Source organism: Paenibacillus durus (assembly GCF_000756615.1).
Classification (GTDB): Bacteria; Bacillota; Bacilli; order Paenibacillales; family Paenibacillaceae; genus Paenibacillus_AQ; species Paenibacillus_AQ durus.
In genome coordinates, this window is sequence record NZ_CP009288.1 from 134,172 (window position 1) to 151,238 (window position 17,067).

Below are 17,067 nucleotides of genomic sequence, written 5' to 3' on the forward strand. Positions count from 1 at the left end.
CAGGTTGCGCGCATTTACAAGGAGAGATAACAAATGAACAATATGAACCAAATGATGAAGCAAGTCAAAAAAATGCAGGAGCAGATGCTGAAAGCCCAAGAAGAGCTTGGCAACAAAACGGTGGAAGGCTCCTCCGGCGGCGGAGTCGTAACCGTTCAGGTTAACGGACACAAGAAATTGCTATCCATCGAAATCAAGCCGGAAGCGGTAGACCCGGAAGATGTGGAAATGCTCCAGGATTTGGTTCTTACGGCCGTGAATGACGCTCTGACCAAAGCGGAAGAACTGGCTAGCTCGGATATGGGCAAATTTACCGGAGGCATGAAAATTCCCGGCCTGTTCTAATAACGTTGAAGGCTTAAGTTAAACATAAAGGAGATATCTTATTGTATTACCCCGAACCGCTTGCCAAGCTGATCGATGCTTTTACGCGTTTGCCGGGAATCGGCCCTAAGACGGCCGCGCGGCTTGCATTTCATGTGTTGAACATGAAAGAAGACGAGACGATTGATTTTGCCAAAGCGCTCGTCAGCGTAAAACGCAATCTTCACTATTGCTCGGTCTGCTGCAATATTACCGATACCGACCCGTGCCGGATTTGCCAAGACAAAGCGCGCGACGCCTCGGTCATTTGCGTGGTGCAGGATTCCAAGGATCTTGTCGCTATGGAGCGGACCAAAGAATTCAACGGATATTATCATGTGCTGCAGGGCGCTATCTCCCCAATGGAAGGCGTCGGACCCGACGATATTCGGTTAAAGGAACTGCTCACAAGGCTCAGTGATGAAAGAGTGCAGGAACTTATTCTTGCTACAAATCCCAATATTGAGGGAGAAGCGACGGCGATGTATATTTCCCGGCTCGTCCGTCCGTTTGAAGTTAAAGTAACAAGGATCGCCCATGGTTTGCCTGTTGGCGGCGATCTCGAATATGCAGATGAGGTGACCTTGTCCAAGGCGCTGGAAGGCCGGCGCGAGCTTTTTTAATGAAATAGCTGCATTTAGAGACAGAAGTCCGTCAAGGGCTTCTTTTTTTAATGCAATTTTTAAGACGGGCTTATCTCAATAGGCAATTATATTCCTGTATGCATCAAATATCCCTCGATGAGAATGCGCTACTTCCTGGTTCTAAGTTTGTCCTTATTCCGATATGAATTAGAATGTACGGCAATCAACTTTATCCGTCATAGACAATTCATTACAAAGGAGGAATGAAGATGGGCTGGTGGAGCGAGTGGCGCCGGAAGGCCGGCAACGAACCGGGGGAGGATCAAGATGAGAGTTGGGATGTGTTTACCGATGTGAGGAAGGCTCAAATGGAATGGGAAAGAGCTCATCTGATGTTTGACGAAGCCGTCGGCCAAGATCAGATTGATTATGCCATTTTTATTTTGCAAGCCGCAGAGCGAAAATATCAAATTCACCTGAAGCATGCCAAAAGAGTTGGCTTGAAGCGTAACCAGTTATAAGAATCGTTCGAAGGTAAGGAGGCAATGGCAATGAAAGCAATAGCGGCAGGCATACTGATTCTATCCGTAGTGTTACTTGTGGCAGTCGTATTTAAAAAAAGACTAGGCTGGGGGTGGCTGGGCCTTTTCGGCTCCCACCTGATTCTGGCCGCAGTGGGGCTATACATCGTCGATTTCACTCAATTGGCGGGAACGGTGTACATTCCGCTGAACCCGGCAACGATAGGAACCGTATCCGTTCTCGGTCTTCCGGGAGTGGTCATGCTTGTAGGTTTAAAAATTACCTTATTTGGGTAGTTGACGGCGAATCGCGTTATGTGATACATTAATATTCGGCTCTTCGGACAAGATATGAAGCGGCCAATTATCGAAAAGCGTTTGAAAAATAAAATTAAAAAAATGCTTGACGATAATGAACAACCTGTGATATATTATAAAGGTCGCTGCGTGAGACGCGGTGATGCACTGAGAGAGACATTGATCTTTGAAAACTGAACAACGAGTGAGTGGGAATTCGCTTCAAGCGAGTTCCAAAATTGAGAATGCAAATTCTCGTCAGATGTTTCAAATTGAGCTAATCGCTCTTTCAATACTTTATTGGAGAGTTTGATCCTGGCTCAGGACGAACGCTGGCGGCGTGCCTAATACATGCAAGTCGAGCGGAGTCTTTTGGAGAGCTTGCTCTTCAAAAGACTTAGCGGCGGACGGGTGAGTAACACGTAGGCAACCTGCCCCTTGGACTGGGATAACTACCGGAAACGGTAGCTAATACCGGATAATTCCTCTTAGCTCCTGCTAAGAGGCTGAAAGGCGGAGCAATCTGTCACCAAGGGATGGGCCTGCGGCGCATTAGCTAGTTGGTGGGGTAACGGCTCACCAAGGCGACGATGCGTAGCCGACCTGAGAGGGTGAACGGCCACACTGGGACTGAGACACGGCCCAGACTCCTACGGGAGGCAGCAGTAGGGAATCTTCCGCAATGGGCGAAAGCCTGACGGAGCAACGCCGCGTGAGTGATGAAGGTTTTCGGATCGTAAAGCTCTGTTGCCAGGGAAGAACGTCTTGTAGAGTAACTGCTACAAGAGTGACGGTACCTGAGAAGAAAGCCCCGGCTAACTACGTGCCAGCAGCCGCGGTAATACGTAGGGGGCAAGCGTTGTCCGGAATTATTGGGCGTAAAGCGCGCGCAGGCGGCTGTTTAAGTCTGGTGTTTAAACCATGGGCTCAACCTGTGGTCGCACTGGAAACTGGACAGCTTGAGTGCAGAAGAGGAAAGTGGAATTCCACGTGTAGCGGTGAAATGCGTAGAGATGTGGAGGAACACCAGTGGCGAAGGCGACTTTCTGGGCTGTAACTGACGCTGAGGCGCGAAAGCGTGGGGAGCAAACAGGATTAGATACCCTGGTAGTCCACGCCGTAAACGATGAGTGCTAGGTGTTAGGGGTTTCGATACCCTTGGTGCCGAAGTTAACACAGTAAGCACTCCGCCTGGGGAGTACGGTCGCAAGACTGAAACTCAAAGGAATTGACGGGGACCCGCACAAGCAGTGGAGTATGTGGTTTAATTCGAAGCAACGCGAAGAACCTTACCAGGTCTTGACATCCCTCTGAATCGTCTAGAGATAGGCGCGGCCTTCGGGACAGAGGAGACAGGTGGTGCATGGTTGTCGTCAGCTCGTGTCGTGAGATGTTGGGTTAAGTCCCGCAACGAGCGCAACCCTTGACTTTAGTTGCCAGCAGGTCAAGCTGGGCACTCTAGAGTGACTGCCGGTGACAAACCGGAGGAAGGTGGGGATGACGTCAAATCATCATGCCCCTTATGACCTGGGCTACACACGTACTACAATGGCCGGTACAACGGGAAGCGAAGCCGCGAGGCGGAGCCAATCTTAGAAAGCCGGTCTCAGTTCGGATTGCAGGCTGCAACTCGCCTGCATGAAGTCGGAATTGCTAGTAATCGCGGATCAGCATGCCGCGGTGAATACGTTCCCGGGTCTTGTACACACCGCCCGTCACACCACGAGAGTTTACAACACCCGAAGTCGGTGGGGTAACCGCAAGGAGCCAGCCGCCGAAGGTGGGGTAGATGATTGGGGTGAAGTCGTAACAAGGTAGCCGTATCGGAAGGTGCGGCTGGATCACCTCCTTTCTATGGAGAATCGTTTCCCGCAGCGGAAACATTCAAATGCGGAAGCTTGACTTCCGGCAACGCTCACTCGTTGCTCAGTTTTGAGAGAGCAAACCTCTTTCAAGCGTTTGGTGGCGATGGCGGAGGGGTTCCACGCGTACCCATCCCGAACACGACCGTTAAGCCCTCCAGCGCCGATGGTACTTGGACCGAAGGGTCCTGGGAGAGTAGGACGCTGCCAAGCGCAACCTTATGGGTTTCCCATAAGAGTATATGCAAGACTAAGGGCCTTTAGCTCAGCTGGTTAGAGCGCACCCCTGATAAGGGTGAGGTCGGTGGTTCGAGTCCACTAAGGCCCACCACTAATAATTCCATACCCTTTTATGGGGCCATAGCTCAGCTGGGAGAGCGCCTGCCTTGCAAGCAGGAGGTCAGGAGTTCGATCCTCCTTGGCTCCACCAACAAATTTCATCTATTTGTTATGTCTTGATCCTTGAAAACTGGATACCGAAACGAAAATTGCGTTTTAGAACATCTTTTAGCTGAACTTGTGTCCAAACAAGTTGAAATAGTTATTAGCTGAGAGCGAAGATTTTCGAATGAGAGCGACTTTTGGCTTGAAAGGCGAAAGCGAACGGAGATATCCGGAAGCAGCCTTTCAAACAAGACGGAGCGATCAGGCGAAAATTGGAGCGTTGGTTAAGCTAGTAAGAGCACACGGAGGATGCCTAGGCGCCAGGAGCCGATGAAGGACGTGGCGAACAACGAAAAGGCCTCGGGGAGCTGTAAGCAAGCGTGGATCCGGGGGTGTCCGAATGGGGAAACCCGGCTGTGGTAATGCACAGTCACTTCTCTCTGAATTCATAGGAGAGCTAGAGGCAGACCAGGGGAACTGAAACATCTAAGTACCCTGAGGAAGAGAAAACAAGAGTGATTCCGTCAGTAGCGGCGAGCGAACGCGGAACAGCCTAAACCGAAGAGCTTGCTCTTCGGGGTTGTGGGACGTCTCACATGGAGTTACAAAGGAACGGTTTAAGCGAAGAGGTCTGGAAAGGCCCGCTGGAAAAGGTAAAAGCCCTGTAGCTGAAAAGTCGTTCCCTCCGAGACGGATCCCGAGTAGTGCGGGGCACGTGAAACCCCGTATGAATCCGGCAGGACCATCTGCCAAGGCTAAATACTCCCTGGCGACCGATAGTGAAACAGTACCGTGAGGGAAAGGTGAAAAGCACCCCGGAAGGGGAGTGAAACAGGTCCTGAAACCGTGTGCTTACAAGAAGTCAGAGCCCATTTTAGGGGTGATGGCGTGCCTTTTGTAGAATGAACCGGCGAGTTACGTTTAACGTGCAAGGTTAAGGCGAGGAGCCGGAGCCGCAGCGAAAGCGAGTCTGAATAGGGCGACTTAGTACGTGGGCGTAGACCCGAAACCGTGTGATCTACCCCTGTCCAGGGTGAAGGTGCGGTAACACGCACTGGAGGCCCGAACCCACGAACGTTGAAAAGTTCGGGGATGAGGTGGGGGTAGCGGAGAAATTCCAATCGAACTCGGAGATAGCTGGTTCTCCCCGAAATAGCTTTAGGGCTAGCCTCGGTGATTAAGAGTAATGGAGGTAGAGCACTGATTGGGTGCGGGGCCCGCAAGGGTTACCAAGCTCAGTCAAACTCCGAATGCCATCTACTTGTCGCCGGGAGTCAGACAGTGAGTGCTAAGATCCATTGTCAAAAGGGAAACAGCCCAGACCATCAGCTAAGGTCCCCAAGTGTGTGTTAAGTGGGAAAGGATGTGGAGTTGCACAGACAACCAGGATGTTGGCTTAGAAGCAGCCACCATTGAAAGAGTGCGTAATAGCTCACTGGTCGAGTGACTCTGCGCCGAAAATGTAACGGGGCTAAACACACCACCGAAGCTATGGCTTGATGCTTTGCATCAGGGGTAGGGGAGCGTTGTATGCGGGTTGAAGGTTGACTGTAAGGACAGCTGGACTGCATACAAGTGAGAATGCCGGTATGAGTAACGAAAAGATCAGTGAGAATCTGATCCGCCGAAAGCCCAAGGTTTCCTGAGGAAGGCTCGTCCGCTCAGGGTAAGTCGGGACCTAAGGCGAGGCCGACAGGCGTAGTCGAAGGACAACAGGTTGATATTCCTGTACCACCATAATCCGTTATGAGCAATGGGGGGACGCAGGAGGGTAGTGACGCGGACTGATGGATGTCCGTCCAAGCAGTGAGGCTGGTGTATAGGCAAATCCGTACACCGTAAGGCTGGGCTGTGATGGGGAGCGAAAATTGTAGTAGCGAAGGTCATGATCTCACACTGCCAAGAAAAGCCTCTAGCCAGGAGAAGGTGCCCGTACCGCAAACCGACACAGGTAGGCGAGAAGAGAATTCTAAGGCGCGCGGAAGAACTCTCGTTAAGGAACTCGGCAAAATGACCCCGTAACTTCGGGAGAAGGGGTGCCTCGGTAGGGTGAATAGCCCGAGGGGGCCGCAGTGAAAAGGCCCAAGCGACTGTTTAGCAAAAACACAGGTCTGTGCGAAGCCGCAAGGCGAAGTATACGGGCTGACGCCTGCCCGGTGCTGGAAGGTTAAGGGGAGCGGTTAGGAGCAATCCGAAGCTGTGAACCGAAGCCCCAGTAAACGGCGGCCGTAACTATAACGGTCCTAAGGTAGCGAAATTCCTTGTCAGGTAAATTCTGACCCGCACGAATGGCGTAACGACTTGGGCGCTGTCTCAACGAGAGATCCGGTGAAATTTTAATACCTGTGAAGATGCAGGTTACCCGCGACAAGACGGAAAGACCCCATGGAGCTTTACTGCAGCTTGATATTGAACTTGGGTACGATCTGTACAGGATAGGTGGGAGCCTGAGAAGCCGGAGCGCCAGCTTCGGTGGAGGCGCCGTTGGGATACCACCCTGATCGTATCTAGGTTCTAACCTGGTACCCTCATCGGGTACGGGGACCGTGTCAGGCGGGCAGTTTGACTGGGGCGGTCGCCTCCTAAAGTGTAACGGAGGCGTCCCAAGGTTCCCTCAGAATGGTTGGAAATCATTCGAAGAGTGCAAAGGCAGAAGGGAGCTTGACTGCGAGACCTACAAGTCGAGCAGGGACGAAAGTCGGGCTTAGTGATCCGGTGGTACCGCATGGAAGGGCCATCGCTCAACGGATAAAAGCTACCCTGGGGATAACAGGCTTATCTCCCCCAAGAGTCCACATCGACGGGGAGGTTTGGCACCTCGATGTCGGCTCATCGCATCCTGGGGCTGAAGTAGGTCCCAAGGGTTGGGCTGTTCGCCCATTAAAGCGGTACGCGAGCTGGGTTCAGAACGTCGTGAGACAGTTCGGTCCCTATCTGTCGTGGGCGCAGGAAATTTGAGAGGAGCTGTCCTTAGTACGAGAGGACCGGGATGGACGTACCGCTGGTGCACCAGTTGTTCCGCCAGGAGCATGGCTGGGTAGCTACGTACGGACGGGATAAGCGCTGAAAGCATCTAAGCGTGAAGCCCCCCTCAAGATGAGATTTCCCAGTATGTAAGACCCCTTGAAGACGACGAGGTAGATAGGTTGGAGGTGGAAGCACGGCAACGTGTGGAGCTGACCAATACTAATCGGTCGAGGGCTTATCCAAAACAACGCAATGTTTCGTTTCGAATCCAGTTTTCAGGTGATCAAGCCTGAATGAGTTTGGAAGACCCATCTTTAACGGTTCACTAGTAAGAAGCGTAAAGATTTGTTTGGAGAGATACCCAAGTGGCTATAAGGGGACCCTCTGCTAAGGGGTTAGACTGCGTAAGCGGTGCGAGGGTTCGAATCCCTCTCTCTCCGCCATTTCAAATTCATTAATATTAGTATGGCGGCGTAGCTCAGCTGGCTAGAGCGTACGGTTCATACCCGTGAGGTCGGGGGTTCGATCCCCTCCGCCGCTACCATACATACGGAGGCTTAGCTCAGCTGGGAGAGCATCTGCCTTACAAGCAGAGGGTCGGGGGTTCGATCCCCTCAGCCTCCACCATTTGACAATTTAATAATGACATATGACATCTTGCCGGTGTAGCTCAATTGGTAGAGCAACTGACTTGTAATCAGTAGGTTGGGGGTTCAAGTCCTCTCGCCGGCACCATTGTCACAAACGCGGAACCGTGGTGTAGAGGCCTAACATGCCTGCCTGTCACGCAGGAGATCGCGGGTTCGAATCCCGTCGGTTCCGCCATTTTTATGTCAACTTATGGCTCGGTAGCTCAGTCGGTAGAGCAGAGGACTGAAAATCCTCGTGTCGGCGGTTCGATTCCGTCCCGAGCCACTTTCTTGGAGGCTTAGCGAAGTGGCCAAACGCAGCAGACTGTAAATCTGTTCTCTTACGAGTTCGGTGGTTCGAATCCATCAGCCTCCACCAGTATTTGAGCCATTAGCTCAGTTGGTAGAGCACCTGACTTTTAATCAGGGTGTCGAAGGTTCGAGTCCTTCATGGCTCATTCTGATTCAAGCTAACCATCACCTTAGGGTGATGGTTTTTGCTATTTGAGAGTATCGAAAGTTGCAAAAAAAAGCACTTTTTTCCGGAGCGCTGTAAATATGATAGAATAGGCGAAAAGAGCAAAGTGGTGGAGTAGGTTGACAATGGACACTGAAACGTTGCGGCAAAAATTGGAGCAGCTCACCGGTAACAAGACAGGAATCAAGCAATTTGGGAGGCAGCAGTCGGCTTCCCTTTTTGGTGCTGGACAGGAAGCGCAAGAGCAGTCGGTAATATATGAGGGGAGTCTCTGGGTTCCCTTATATGAAAGCGAAGGGAGGGTTACCGCCCTTTGGATCGAGAAGAAGGGGCTTTCCCCGATAGAGCTGCAACTAGCGCAGTTCGCCGCCGAGAATTATGCCGCCGTGCTGAAGGCTTCGGGCTTCAAGGAGGAAGGAGAAAAGGAAGCGCGGCAGCTTAGCGCATGGTTGAACACTCAGCTTGAGCTGGATGATGACGCCGGCGAAATTCCCGATGATATTACTTTAAAAAGCAGACTGTTCACCGATATGATTCCTTTCCTGCTAATCAGCGAAAATACACATGGTTCCGAAATTGCATACCGGCCGCTGCTGAAATTGGTACGAAGTTATTTCGATAGTTCGGCGTTGCTTATCCCTTTGCAGGAAAAGGAATGGCTGATCCTGACCCGTAAAGAGCTGCTAACCGGCACGGAAGACAAGGACGAGCTTGAGGAGAGCGATGACGAGGAGCTATTGGCGCAGGCCTGTATGGGGCTTCACGAATTGATCGCCTCTGAGTGGGTCGGAGTATTTCATGTAAGCGTGTCCTCCTCGATCATTCCAGTCAAAGGCTTGGCGGGAGTGATCACGCTGCTCAGGGAGACGATCAGCCTTGGGCGTATTTTTCAGGTGGGGGAATACATTCATTTGCCTTGGGGGCTTCAGTTGGAGCGGCTGGTCAACAGCATTCCCGACGGGCGGCGCCGGCAGCTGCTTGGACAATTTGGCGATTATACAGCCGTGCTGGCCGAAAAGGAGATGCTGCTGACACTGGAGACTTTTTTTCAGATGGATTGCAATGTCAGTGAAACCGCGAAGAAATTGTACATTCATCGTAACACTCTGCTCTATCGTTTGGACAAGATTAAACAGGAGACGGGAGCGGACGTACGGAGCTTTGGAGACGCGGCGATTATGAAGCTGACCATGCTATTGTATAAAGTGACGAAAAGGAAATAGGTTTTTTGTGAACGTTACAAATAGCCAGCTTGGGTGGACTGGGGTAAGATAGTGACAGGAATTATTTCCGAACTCTATTACGAATCCGAGGGGGAAATTCAAATGGCAGGCGTACGTTTAGAGCATGTATTCAAAAAATATCCAGGTTCCGATAAAGCAACGGTAATCGATGTCAATCTTGACATTAAAGATAAGGAATTTCTCGTACTGGTCGGACCTTCCGGCTGCGGTAAATCTACGACTTTGCGAATGATCGCAGGGCTGGAAGAAATCTCTGAAGGCAAGCTGTTCATCGGCGAACGCGTCGTCAACGACGTGGCTCCTAAAGACCGCGACATCGCGATGGTATTCCAATCCTACGCCCTGTATCCTCATATGAGTGTATACCAGAACATGGCGTTTGGTCTGAAGCTGCGCAAGGTGAAAAAAGACGAAATCGACAGAAAAGTGCGTGAAGCCGCAAAAATTCTCGATATCGAGCATCTGCTTGAACGCAAACCGAAGGCGCTTTCCGGCGGCCAACGTCAGCGTGTCGCTCTGGGCCGCGCGATCGTCCGTGATCCTCAAGTGTTCCTGATGGACGAACCGCTCTCCAACCTTGACGCCAAGCTGCGCGGACAGATGCGCGCCGAAATCACGAAGCTGGTTAAACGTCTTGAAACCACTTGCATCTACGTAACACATGACCAAACTGAAGCTATGACAATGGGCGACCGTATTGTCGTTATGCAAGCTGGCATCATCCAACAAGCTGCTTCTCCTGAAGAATTGTACAACAATCCGGAGAACCTGTTCGTGGCCGGATTTATCGGTTCCCCGACTATGAATTTTATTTCGGGCACTTTGTCCGAAGTTAACGGTACTATTCGTTTCCTTGCGGAGAATCTGGATGTCGAAGTTCCAGGGGGCAAAGCTCAACTGCTCCGCAGCAAAGGTTACATTGGCAAGGAAATCATCTTGGGCATTCGCCCGGAGGACATCCACGAAGAGCCGGTATTCCTGGAAGCTTCGCCGAACACAATTTTTACCGCATTGGTAGACGTAACCGAGAACCTCGGTCATGAAATGCTGCTGTACCTGAGCGGTGTAGGCAAAGATTCCGTAATCGCCCGCGTGGACGGACGTTCGACAACCCGCGAAGGAAGCAAAGCGAAACTGGCTATCGACATGAACAAAGTTCATCTGTTTGACAAGGAATCCGAACTGAACATTCTGCTGGGATAAGAGCCAGCTTCGGTCCTTTGAGGAGCCGCCCTTTTGGGCGGCTTTTTTCATTAGATACAGGTTCGGCAAGCGCCGCTCTTATGAAAAAGTAAATTCAGGAAAACTCTGGAAAACTCTCGGGTCCAGATTATGCAGAGTCTTCAAGGTCTCGATATTGGCAAAAAGACTGTGCCTCTAGACCCGCCTTACCCGGCATAATGATTGCAATCGACTCCGTTATCCTTTAAGATAGCAGGAGAATTACCTGCCGGAAGGAAGGATTATACAACCCTGCCGGTCAAGGGAAGCAGGATAAGCGGGAATATACCGCAGGCGATGAAAGGAAGAAACAGATATGGCCAAGAAGGTAAAAGTATCGGAATTGGTACAGCATTTTCAACTGGAAGTCATTTCCGGACAAGAGGGCCTGAAAAGGCTGATTACGGTCGATGACCTGAACCGCCCCGGCCTCGAAATGGCCGGATATTTCGAATATTATCCTGAAGACCGGGTACAACTGTTGGGTAAAACGGAGTTGGCCTTCTTCTCAATGCTCCCTGAAGAGGAACGGATCAGCCGGATTCGCCGCATTTTTGACGACCAGACGCCCTGCATTGTGATCACACGCAGTCTGGATGTTCCTCAAGAGCTGATTGACGTGAGTAATGAAAAAGGACTACCCGTATTGCGCAGCTCAATGGCGACGACGATCTTTTCCAGCCGTTTGACCAGTTTTTTGGAAGGAAGACTGGCTCCAACGGCGACCATTCATGGGGTTCTGTGTGATGTATATGGCGTGGGCATGCTGATTACCGGCAGCAGCGGCATCGGCAAGAGCGAGACGGCCCTGGAACTGGTTAAGCGCGGACATCGGTTGATTGCCGACGATGCGGTGGAAATCCGGCAGACGTCGGATAACCAACTGCATGGAACCGCACCGGAACTGATTCGGCACCTGCTGGAAATCCGCGGGGTCGGTATTATTAATGTTATGACGCTGTTCGGCGCCGGAGCGATTCGCAACCACAAGCGGATTACGCTTGTCGTCCGGTTGGAAGCATGGCAGCAGGACAAGCAATATGACCGGCTTGGACTGGACGAGGAAACGACGCGTATTATCGACACCGATGTTCCGCTGGTAACCATTCCGGTGCGCCCTGGCCGGAACCTTGCCGTTATTATCGAAGTGGCGGCGATGAATTACCGGTTGAAGCAGATGGGCTTCAATGCCGCACTGCAATTCACCCACAAGCTTACGGCTACTATATCCGAAGACATGGATGATCTGGACTAGGAGGATGAGAGTATGTTTCCGTTGGCTTTAAATCCGATCGCCTTTTCAATCGGTGCTTTAAGTGTACACTGGTACGGCCTGATTCTTGGATTCGGCGCTTTGGCCGGGCTGTATCTTGCAATCCGCGAAGGTAAACGCTTCGGCATACCGCAAGAATTCTTTATGGATATGCTGCTGCTTGGAGTTCCTTCGGCGATTATCGGCGCGCGTATTTATTTTGTAGCTTTTAAGTGGGGTGAATACAGAAATAATCTCTTGGATGTCTTCAAAATATGGAACGGTGGTATCGCTATCTACGGTGCGCTGATCGGTGCCATTATTTGCGGCATCATTTATTTCCGCTATAAAGGCTATTCTTTCTGGCGTATTGCCGATATCTGCGCTCCTTCACTGCTGGCAGGGCAAATGATCGGACGATGGGGCAACTTTGTGAACCAGGAGGCCTATGGCGGCCCTGTTCAGGAGACTTTTCTGCGGAACAATCTGCATCTGCCGGACTTTATTGTAAATCAGATGTACATAGAAGCGAATCAAGCCTATCATCACCCGACATTTTTATATGAGTCTGTCTGGAGCTTGGTGGGCATTGTCCTGCTTATGGTGCTTCGAAGACAACGGTTTATGCGCGCCGGAGAATTATTTCTGTCGTATTTCATTTGGTATTCCGTTGGGCGATTCTTTATTGAAGGGCTGCGGACGGATAGTTTAGCTTTCAAAGGGGGCAGCGGCCTTGCCTCGTTCATCAACGGTTTATGGAGCCCGATGAAGGGACTTGGCTTCGAGCAGGGTTATCTCGACCCGAATTACGGGAACATTCGCATATCCCAGCTGCTGTCGCTGCTAATTATCGTTGCTGCGGTGCTGCTCATTATTATCCGCCGGACAACAGGAGCAGCCAAAGATCATTACTCGGACCCGATTGTGTCCTCCAAGACGCATGCAGCCGATCCTGTAGTAATGGAACAACCTGATACCCCGGAGCAGAATGTCTCCGTTCCTCCATCTGATCCAAACCATCCGACGTTGGAGGAAGATAAAAAGGAGTAGTCACTTATGATTGAATGTGTTCTATTTGATTTGGACGGCACGATCGTCAATACGAATGAGCTGATTATCAGCTCTTTTATGTACGCACTGCAGCAGCATGCTCAGCCAGCAATTACCCGCGAGCAGATGATCCCCCATATGGGAACCAGTCTCCCGGACCAGCTTAAGGCGTTCACCAATCTCGAAGATGTCTCGGCTCTGGAGGCGTCCTACCGTCACTACCAAGTTGAGTACCACGACGAGCTGATTCGGTCTTTTCCAAATGTGAATGAAACGCTGGAAGAGTTGCGCCGCCGGGAGATCAAGCTAGGGGTTGTAACCACCAAGATCCGGCCCACGACGATTCGGGCGCTGGAGATGTTCGATTTGCAGCAATACATGGATACGGTTGTAACACTTAACGATGTCACTAAGCTTAAGCCCGACCCGGAGCCGGTGCTGACTGCGGTACGCAATCTGGGCGTAAACCCGGAGAAGACGCTGATGGTCGGCGACAGCGGAGTCGATATTCAATCGGCCAAAGCTGCGGGCGTGCTGGCAGCCGGGGTGGCATGGTCGCTGAAGGGTGAGGATACCCTTCGTAAATATGGGCCGGATTTTATTCTTCAGGATATGACCGACCTGTATGAGATTGTTAGCGGGGGAACAGTGAAACCGTGAGCAGAAAGGTGACCAGCTATCCGGTGGAAGGGCATAATTCGCTATGGTACATTTACCGGACGGTCAGCCCGTGGAAGGGTATCAGAAATTTTATTTTTATTCAGATCGCCCGCTATTGTCCGATTCTTCCGCTTAAGAACTGGATCTACCGCCGTGTGCTCGGAATGAAAGTAGGCAAGCATACAGCTTTCGGGCTGATGGCTATGGTGGATGTGTTTTTTCCGGAACTGATTACCGTGGGTGAAAATTCGGTTATTGGCTACAATACGACCATTCTGGCGCATGAATATCTGATCAAGGAGTATCGTCTGGGTAAGGTTGTTATCGGCGAGAATGTGATGATTGGGGCCAATACGACGATTCTTCCTGGTGTAACCATCGGCGACGGAGCGGTTGTGGCCGCAGGCTCGGTCGTTCACAAGGATGTGGCGGCGGGAATGTTTGTCGGCGGAAATCCGCTTCGTGAATTAAAGGGAAGCCGTTGTCCGGAGACGGAGGAGGAGCAACAAGAACCGCGCTAAGCTGGGAGAAAGACGAATCGAAGGAAGATTGTCTTGTATTGGCGGGAGGAGTTACAGGAGGAGAATATGGAACAAAAAGAACGTATTCCGCAGTTGGATATTTTCAGGGCAATCTCCATCCTTGCTGTACTGGCGATCCATGCGACTTCGCGTACCCTCGCGGAAACATTGAATACACCGCTGTTTCACCCATTTTTGTTTATGAATAAATTCAGCCAGTTTGCCGTGCCTTCCTTTGTGTTTTTAAGCGGCTTTGTGCTGTTCTACAATTATATCGACCGGCCGCTGACCGGAAAGACACTGGGCAAATTCTACGGCAGAAGACTGATCTACATTATCGTGCCTTATGTCGTATTCTCAGTGCTTTATTTTGGGCTTAAGCTGTATGCGGGGAATCAGTGGAGCATGCCGCCTCAGGAAATGGCAGCGAAGCTGTCCAAATATTTGCTTACCGGAACGGCTTATACGCATTTATACTACGTTATTATCATTATCCAGTTCTATGTGCTGTTTCCGCTGCTGTTGTGGTGCCTGCAAAAAAGCCGCCCTCTGGCGGCCTGGGCGCCGCTTATCGGGCTGGCGCTTCAGTGGGGGTTCGTGGTGCTCAACAAGTACATGGTCAATCACGGTTACTGGCACGTCTCCAAAGGAAGTCTGGCGATCACCTATTTCTCGTATTTTCTGTTTGGGGCGTCGATCGCGGTCTTTTATTCTTCGCTGAAGCCGTGGCTCATTCCGTCACGTGAAGGATTACGGTCTGGCAAGTGGCTGGTGTGGGCGCTTGTGTGGGTGCTTTGGATTGCCGCAGGGACCGCTCACGTGGAGCTGTGGAACAGCAATTATACGCAAAAAACGGTGATCAACAGTTTCTGGTTCGAAGGAGCGGCGAATGCTCATGCGCTACTGTCCTGTCTGGTGGTCTTCCAGCTTTCCTTTTTGTTATATGGTACGGGCCTAAGGCTCTGGTCCAGATTGTTGGTCTCAGCCGGCGTTTGCTCGTTCGGTATTTACCTGATTCATCCGGTAGTTCTCTATTTATACCGGAAGATCGACTTTCACGGCGGCTATCTTGCCTATGCGCTGGCGATTGCCGGCGGCTGGCTTGCCGCGCTGATTCTATCCTGGATTATTGTGGCGATAGCTTTCCGGTACATCAAGTACGCCTGGGTTCTGTTCGGCTCGGCCCCGCGGCGTCCTGTGAAGCAGCCGCAGAATCTGCCGCAGGAGTATAGGGCAATGGATTGAATGGAAAAAAAGAAGGGGTGTTCACAGTCATGATTGGTGACTGTGGACGCCCCTTTTTGGGTATTTAGGAACGTGATGCTGCTACTTGGATAAGAGATCTTATTCCCCAGCCTGTTCGCGTTGGAATTTGGCAATCGCCTCATAGTTGCTTTCCAGGGTACGGAACAGCGAGATAAAAATAGGCAGCAGTTGTTTATACACGCTTGCGTTAGCCTTATTCGGCAAATGTCGATGGGTTGTGCCAATCATGCCAAATACGGCGCTCAGGGAATCGATTCGCCCGATCGCGTACAGACCGAGAACGGCTGAGCCCAGGCAGGAGCTTTCAAAGCTCTCCGGAACGACAACCTCCTGGTCGAAAATATCGGCCATCATCTGCCGCCACAGGGCGGAGCGGGCAAAACCGCCCGTCGCCATAATCCGCTGCGGGCGCCCCATTTGTTCCTCCACCGCCAGCATAACGGTGTACAGATTGAAGATGACGCCTTCCAGCACGGAACGGATCATATGCTCCTTGCGGTGGTTCATGGTGAGTCCGAAAAAGGAGCCTCTGGCATCGGCGTTCCAGAGCGGAGCGCGCTCCCCGGTAAGGTAAGGATGGAACAGCAGTCCTTCGCTTCCCGCCGGCACATGCTCGGCAATCCGGGTGAGCACATCGTAAGGATCAATGCCCAGCCGTTTGGCCGTCTCTACCTCGGATGCAGCAAATTCATCCCTGACCCAGCGGAAGAGCATGCCGCCATTATTGACTGGACCGCCGATAACCCAGTGCTTCTCGGTCAGGGCGTAACAGAAGATCCGCCCTTTCGGATCGACTACCGGCCGATCGGCTACTGTACGGATCGCTCCGCTCGTGCCGATGGTGGCGGCCACGACGCCCGGCTCAATGGCGCCTACACCGAGATTGGAGAGAACGCCGTCGCTGGCGCCGACGATAAAGGGAGTATCCGGCAAGAGCCCGATTTCTTTGGCAGCTTCCGGCAGCAGTCCGCGGGCGGCATAGGTTGTCGGCACAAGGCGGGATAAGCGGCTTTCATCAATGCCGGCAATATTCAGCGCTTCTTTATCCCATTCCAGCCGTTCCAGATTCATCATGCCGGTGGAAGAGGCAATAGAGTGATCCACGATATAGTCCCCGAACAGCTTCAAGAAGATATATTCCTTGATCGAGATGAATTTATACGTCGCCTCGAACACCTCGGGCTGCTCCTCGCGCAGCCACATTAGCTTCGTGATCGGCGACATCGGATGAATCGGCGTACCTGTGCGCAGATAAATCTCATGTCCGCCAAGCTCGTTCTTCAATCGCAGCGTCTGCTCGGCGCTGCGATTGTCGGCCCATGTAATGCATTTCGTCAGCGGATGGCCGTCTTTGTCAACGGCAATGACGCTGTGCATGGCGGAGCTGAATGAGACGAACAGGATATCCTTGGCCTCCACCCCGCTCTGCCGCATAACGGCCGAAAGGGTGTGCATGACGGACCGAAAGATTTGCTCGGGGTCCTGCTCGGCGATGGATGGTGAGGGGGTATATAGCGGATAGCCTTGATCCGCCTTGGTTACGATGGTTCCGTTCTCCGCGAACAGCACAGACTTGGTGCTCGTAGTTCCCATATCGACACCAATCATATATTGAGTGCTCATAACTTAAACCTTCTTTCCAAAAATGATGCGAAGGGGGCCGGACTGATTCTCCGCCTCTAAAGAAGGATCAGGGCGACGTCTTCGCATAACCATCCATATGTGCTTTTCTTAAAATATCAGAAAGTATAAGCTTCGCGCTTATCCT

At 51.6% G+C, this 17,067-nt stretch carries 12 protein-coding genes, 10 tRNA genes and 3 rRNA genes; 24 read left to right on the forward strand and 1 reads right to left on the reverse strand.

Annotation, left to right across the window (positions count from 1 at the left end; genetic code table 11):
* Positions 1 to 33: 33 nt before the first annotated feature.
* The 24 genes from PDUR_RS00620 (at position 34) to PDUR_RS00735 (ending at position 15,278) form a co-directional block, all read left to right on the forward strand.
* A complete protein-coding gene (locus PDUR_RS00620; protein WP_025692709.1) occupies positions 34 to 345 on the forward strand; it encodes a YbaB/EbfC family nucleoid-associated protein in 312 nt (103 codons plus the stop codon).
* Positions 346 to 386: 41 nt separating this feature from the next.
* Positions 387 to 986 (forward strand): recombination mediator RecR, encoded by a 600-nt coding sequence (gene recR / locus PDUR_RS00625; RefSeq protein WP_025702379.1) that lies wholly within the window; start codon positions 387 to 389, stop codon positions 984 to 986.
* Between the two features lie 224 nt (positions 987 to 1,210).
* Positions 1,211 to 1,468, forward strand: coding sequence for a DUF2508 family protein (locus PDUR_RS00630; protein WP_042204635.1), 258 nt, complete (start codon positions 1,211 to 1,213; stop codon positions 1,466 to 1,468).
* A 30-nt stretch (positions 1,469 to 1,498) separates the two neighbouring features.
* Positions 1,499 to 1,765, forward strand: a complete 267-nt coding sequence (locus tag PDUR_RS00635; protein WP_042204636.1) for a pro-sigmaK processing inhibitor BofA family protein — start codon at positions 1,499 to 1,501, stop codon at positions 1,763 to 1,765.
* Positions 1,766 to 2,062: 297 nt separating this feature from the next.
* Positions 2,063 to 3,617: ribosomal RNA gene (locus PDUR_RS00640) — 16S ribosomal RNA — on the forward strand.
* A gap of 106 nt (positions 3,618 to 3,723) precedes the next feature.
* Positions 3,724 to 3,840: ribosomal RNA gene (gene rrf, locus PDUR_RS00645) — 5S ribosomal RNA — on the forward strand.
* A 41-nt stretch (positions 3,841 to 3,881) separates the two neighbouring features.
* Positions 3,882 to 3,958 (forward strand) — tRNA-Ile (locus PDUR_RS00650).
* 23 nt (positions 3,959 to 3,981) lie between these two features.
* Positions 3,982 to 4,057 (forward strand) — tRNA-Ala (locus PDUR_RS00655).
* Between the two features lie 236 nt (positions 4,058 to 4,293).
* Positions 4,294 to 7,221, forward strand: a 23S ribosomal RNA gene (locus PDUR_RS00660).
* The 16S, 23S and 5S rRNA genes sit together here with 10 tRNA genes alongside, the layout of an rRNA operon.
* A gap of 108 nt (positions 7,222 to 7,329) precedes the next feature.
* A tRNA-Ser gene (locus PDUR_RS00665) sits at positions 7,330 to 7,421 on the forward strand.
* A 24-nt stretch (positions 7,422 to 7,445) separates the two neighbouring features.
* Positions 7,446 to 7,522 (forward strand) — tRNA-Met (locus tag PDUR_RS00670).
* Positions 7,523 to 7,529: 7 nt separating this feature from the next.
* Positions 7,530 to 7,605 (forward strand) — tRNA-Val (locus PDUR_RS00675).
* Positions 7,606 to 7,637: 32 nt separating this feature from the next.
* Positions 7,638 to 7,713: transfer RNA gene (locus PDUR_RS00680), tRNA-Thr, on the forward strand.
* Positions 7,714 to 7,726: 13 nt separating this feature from the next.
* A tRNA-Asp gene (locus PDUR_RS00685) sits at positions 7,727 to 7,803 on the forward strand.
* Positions 7,804 to 7,820: 17 nt separating this feature from the next.
* A tRNA-Phe gene (locus PDUR_RS00690) sits at positions 7,821 to 7,893 on the forward strand.
* Between the two features lie 7 nt (positions 7,894 to 7,900).
* Positions 7,901 to 7,986 (forward strand) — tRNA-Tyr (locus tag PDUR_RS00695).
* A gap of 6 nt (positions 7,987 to 7,992) precedes the next feature.
* Positions 7,993 to 8,065: transfer RNA gene (locus PDUR_RS00700), tRNA-Lys, on the forward strand.
* Positions 8,066 to 8,210: 145 nt separating this feature from the next.
* A complete protein-coding gene (locus tag PDUR_RS00705) occupies positions 8,211 to 9,308 on the forward strand; it encodes a PucR family transcriptional regulator (protein ID WP_042204637.1) in 1,098 nt (365 codons plus the stop codon).
* A gap of 102 nt (positions 9,309 to 9,410) precedes the next feature.
* Positions 9,411 to 10,532, forward strand: coding sequence for an ABC transporter ATP-binding protein (locus PDUR_RS00710; RefSeq protein WP_042204638.1), 1,122 nt, complete (start codon positions 9,411 to 9,413; stop codon positions 10,530 to 10,532).
* A 334-nt stretch (positions 10,533 to 10,866) separates the two neighbouring features.
* Entirely contained in the window at positions 10,867 to 11,805 is a 939-nt protein-coding gene (gene hprK / locus PDUR_RS00715) for an HPr(Ser) kinase/phosphatase (RefSeq protein ID WP_042204639.1), read from the forward strand.
* Between the two features lie 12 nt (positions 11,806 to 11,817).
* Complete coding sequence (lgt, locus tag PDUR_RS00720) at positions 11,818 to 12,852, forward strand: prolipoprotein diacylglyceryl transferase (RefSeq protein ID WP_042204640.1); 1,035 nt, start codon at positions 11,818 to 11,820, stop codon at positions 12,850 to 12,852.
* Between the two features lie 6 nt (positions 12,853 to 12,858).
* Complete coding sequence (gene ppaX, locus PDUR_RS00725) at positions 12,859 to 13,512, forward strand: pyrophosphatase PpaX (protein WP_042204641.1); 654 nt, start codon at positions 12,859 to 12,861, stop codon at positions 13,510 to 13,512.
* Positions 13,509 to 14,033: an acyltransferase gene (locus PDUR_RS00730; protein WP_042204642.1), complete on the forward strand. Its 525-nt coding sequence runs from the start codon at positions 13,509 to 13,511 to the stop codon at positions 14,031 to 14,033. The genes ppaX and PDUR_RS00730 overlap by 4 nt, the downstream gene beginning before the upstream one ends.
* A 66-nt stretch (positions 14,034 to 14,099) precedes the next feature.
* Positions 14,100 to 15,278 (forward strand): acyltransferase, encoded by a 1,179-nt coding sequence (locus PDUR_RS00735; RefSeq protein WP_042204643.1) that lies wholly within the window; start codon positions 14,100 to 14,102, stop codon positions 15,276 to 15,278.
* A gap of 99 nt (positions 15,279 to 15,377) precedes the next feature.
* Here PDUR_RS00735 and gntK read toward each other — a convergent pair whose 3' ends face one another.
* Positions 15,378 to 16,922, reverse strand: a complete 1,545-nt coding sequence (gene gntK / locus PDUR_RS00740; protein ID WP_042204644.1) for a gluconokinase — start codon at positions 16,920 to 16,922, stop codon at positions 15,378 to 15,380.
* Positions 16,923 to 17,067: the final 145 nt, after the last annotated feature.

Coding starts and splice junctions, on each gene's coding strand:
- PDUR_RS00620 (WP_025692709.1), top strand. CDS start 34: ATGAACAATATGAACCAAATGATGAAGCAAGTCAAAAAAATGCAGGAG.
- PDUR_RS00630 (WP_042204635.1), top strand. CDS start 1,211: ATGAAGATGGGCTGGTGGAGCGAGTGGCGCCGGAAGGCCGGCAACGAA.
- PDUR_RS00635 (WP_042204636.1), top strand. CDS start 1,499: ATGAAAGCAATAGCGGCAGGCATACTGATTCTATCCGTAGTGTTACTT.
- PDUR_RS00705 (WP_042204637.1), top strand. CDS start 8,211: ATGGACACTGAAACGTTGCGGCAAAAATTGGAGCAGCTCACCGGTAAC.
- PDUR_RS00710 (WP_042204638.1), top strand. CDS start 9,411: ATGGCAGGCGTACGTTTAGAGCATGTATTCAAAAAATATCCAGGTTCC.
- hprK (WP_042204639.1), top strand. CDS start 10,867: ATGGCCAAGAAGGTAAAAGTATCGGAATTGGTACAGCATTTTCAACTG.
- lgt (WP_042204640.1), top strand. CDS start 11,818: ATGTTTCCGTTGGCTTTAAATCCGATCGCCTTTTCAATCGGTGCTTTA.
- ppaX (WP_042204641.1), top strand. CDS start 12,859: ATGATTGAATGTGTTCTATTTGATTTGGACGGCACGATCGTCAATACG.
- PDUR_RS00735 (WP_042204643.1), top strand. CDS start 14,100: ATGGAACAAAAAGAACGTATTCCGCAGTTGGATATTTTCAGGGCAATC.
- gntK (WP_042204644.1), bottom strand. CDS start 16,922: ATGAGCACTCAATATATGATTGGTGTCGATATGGGAACTACGAGCACC.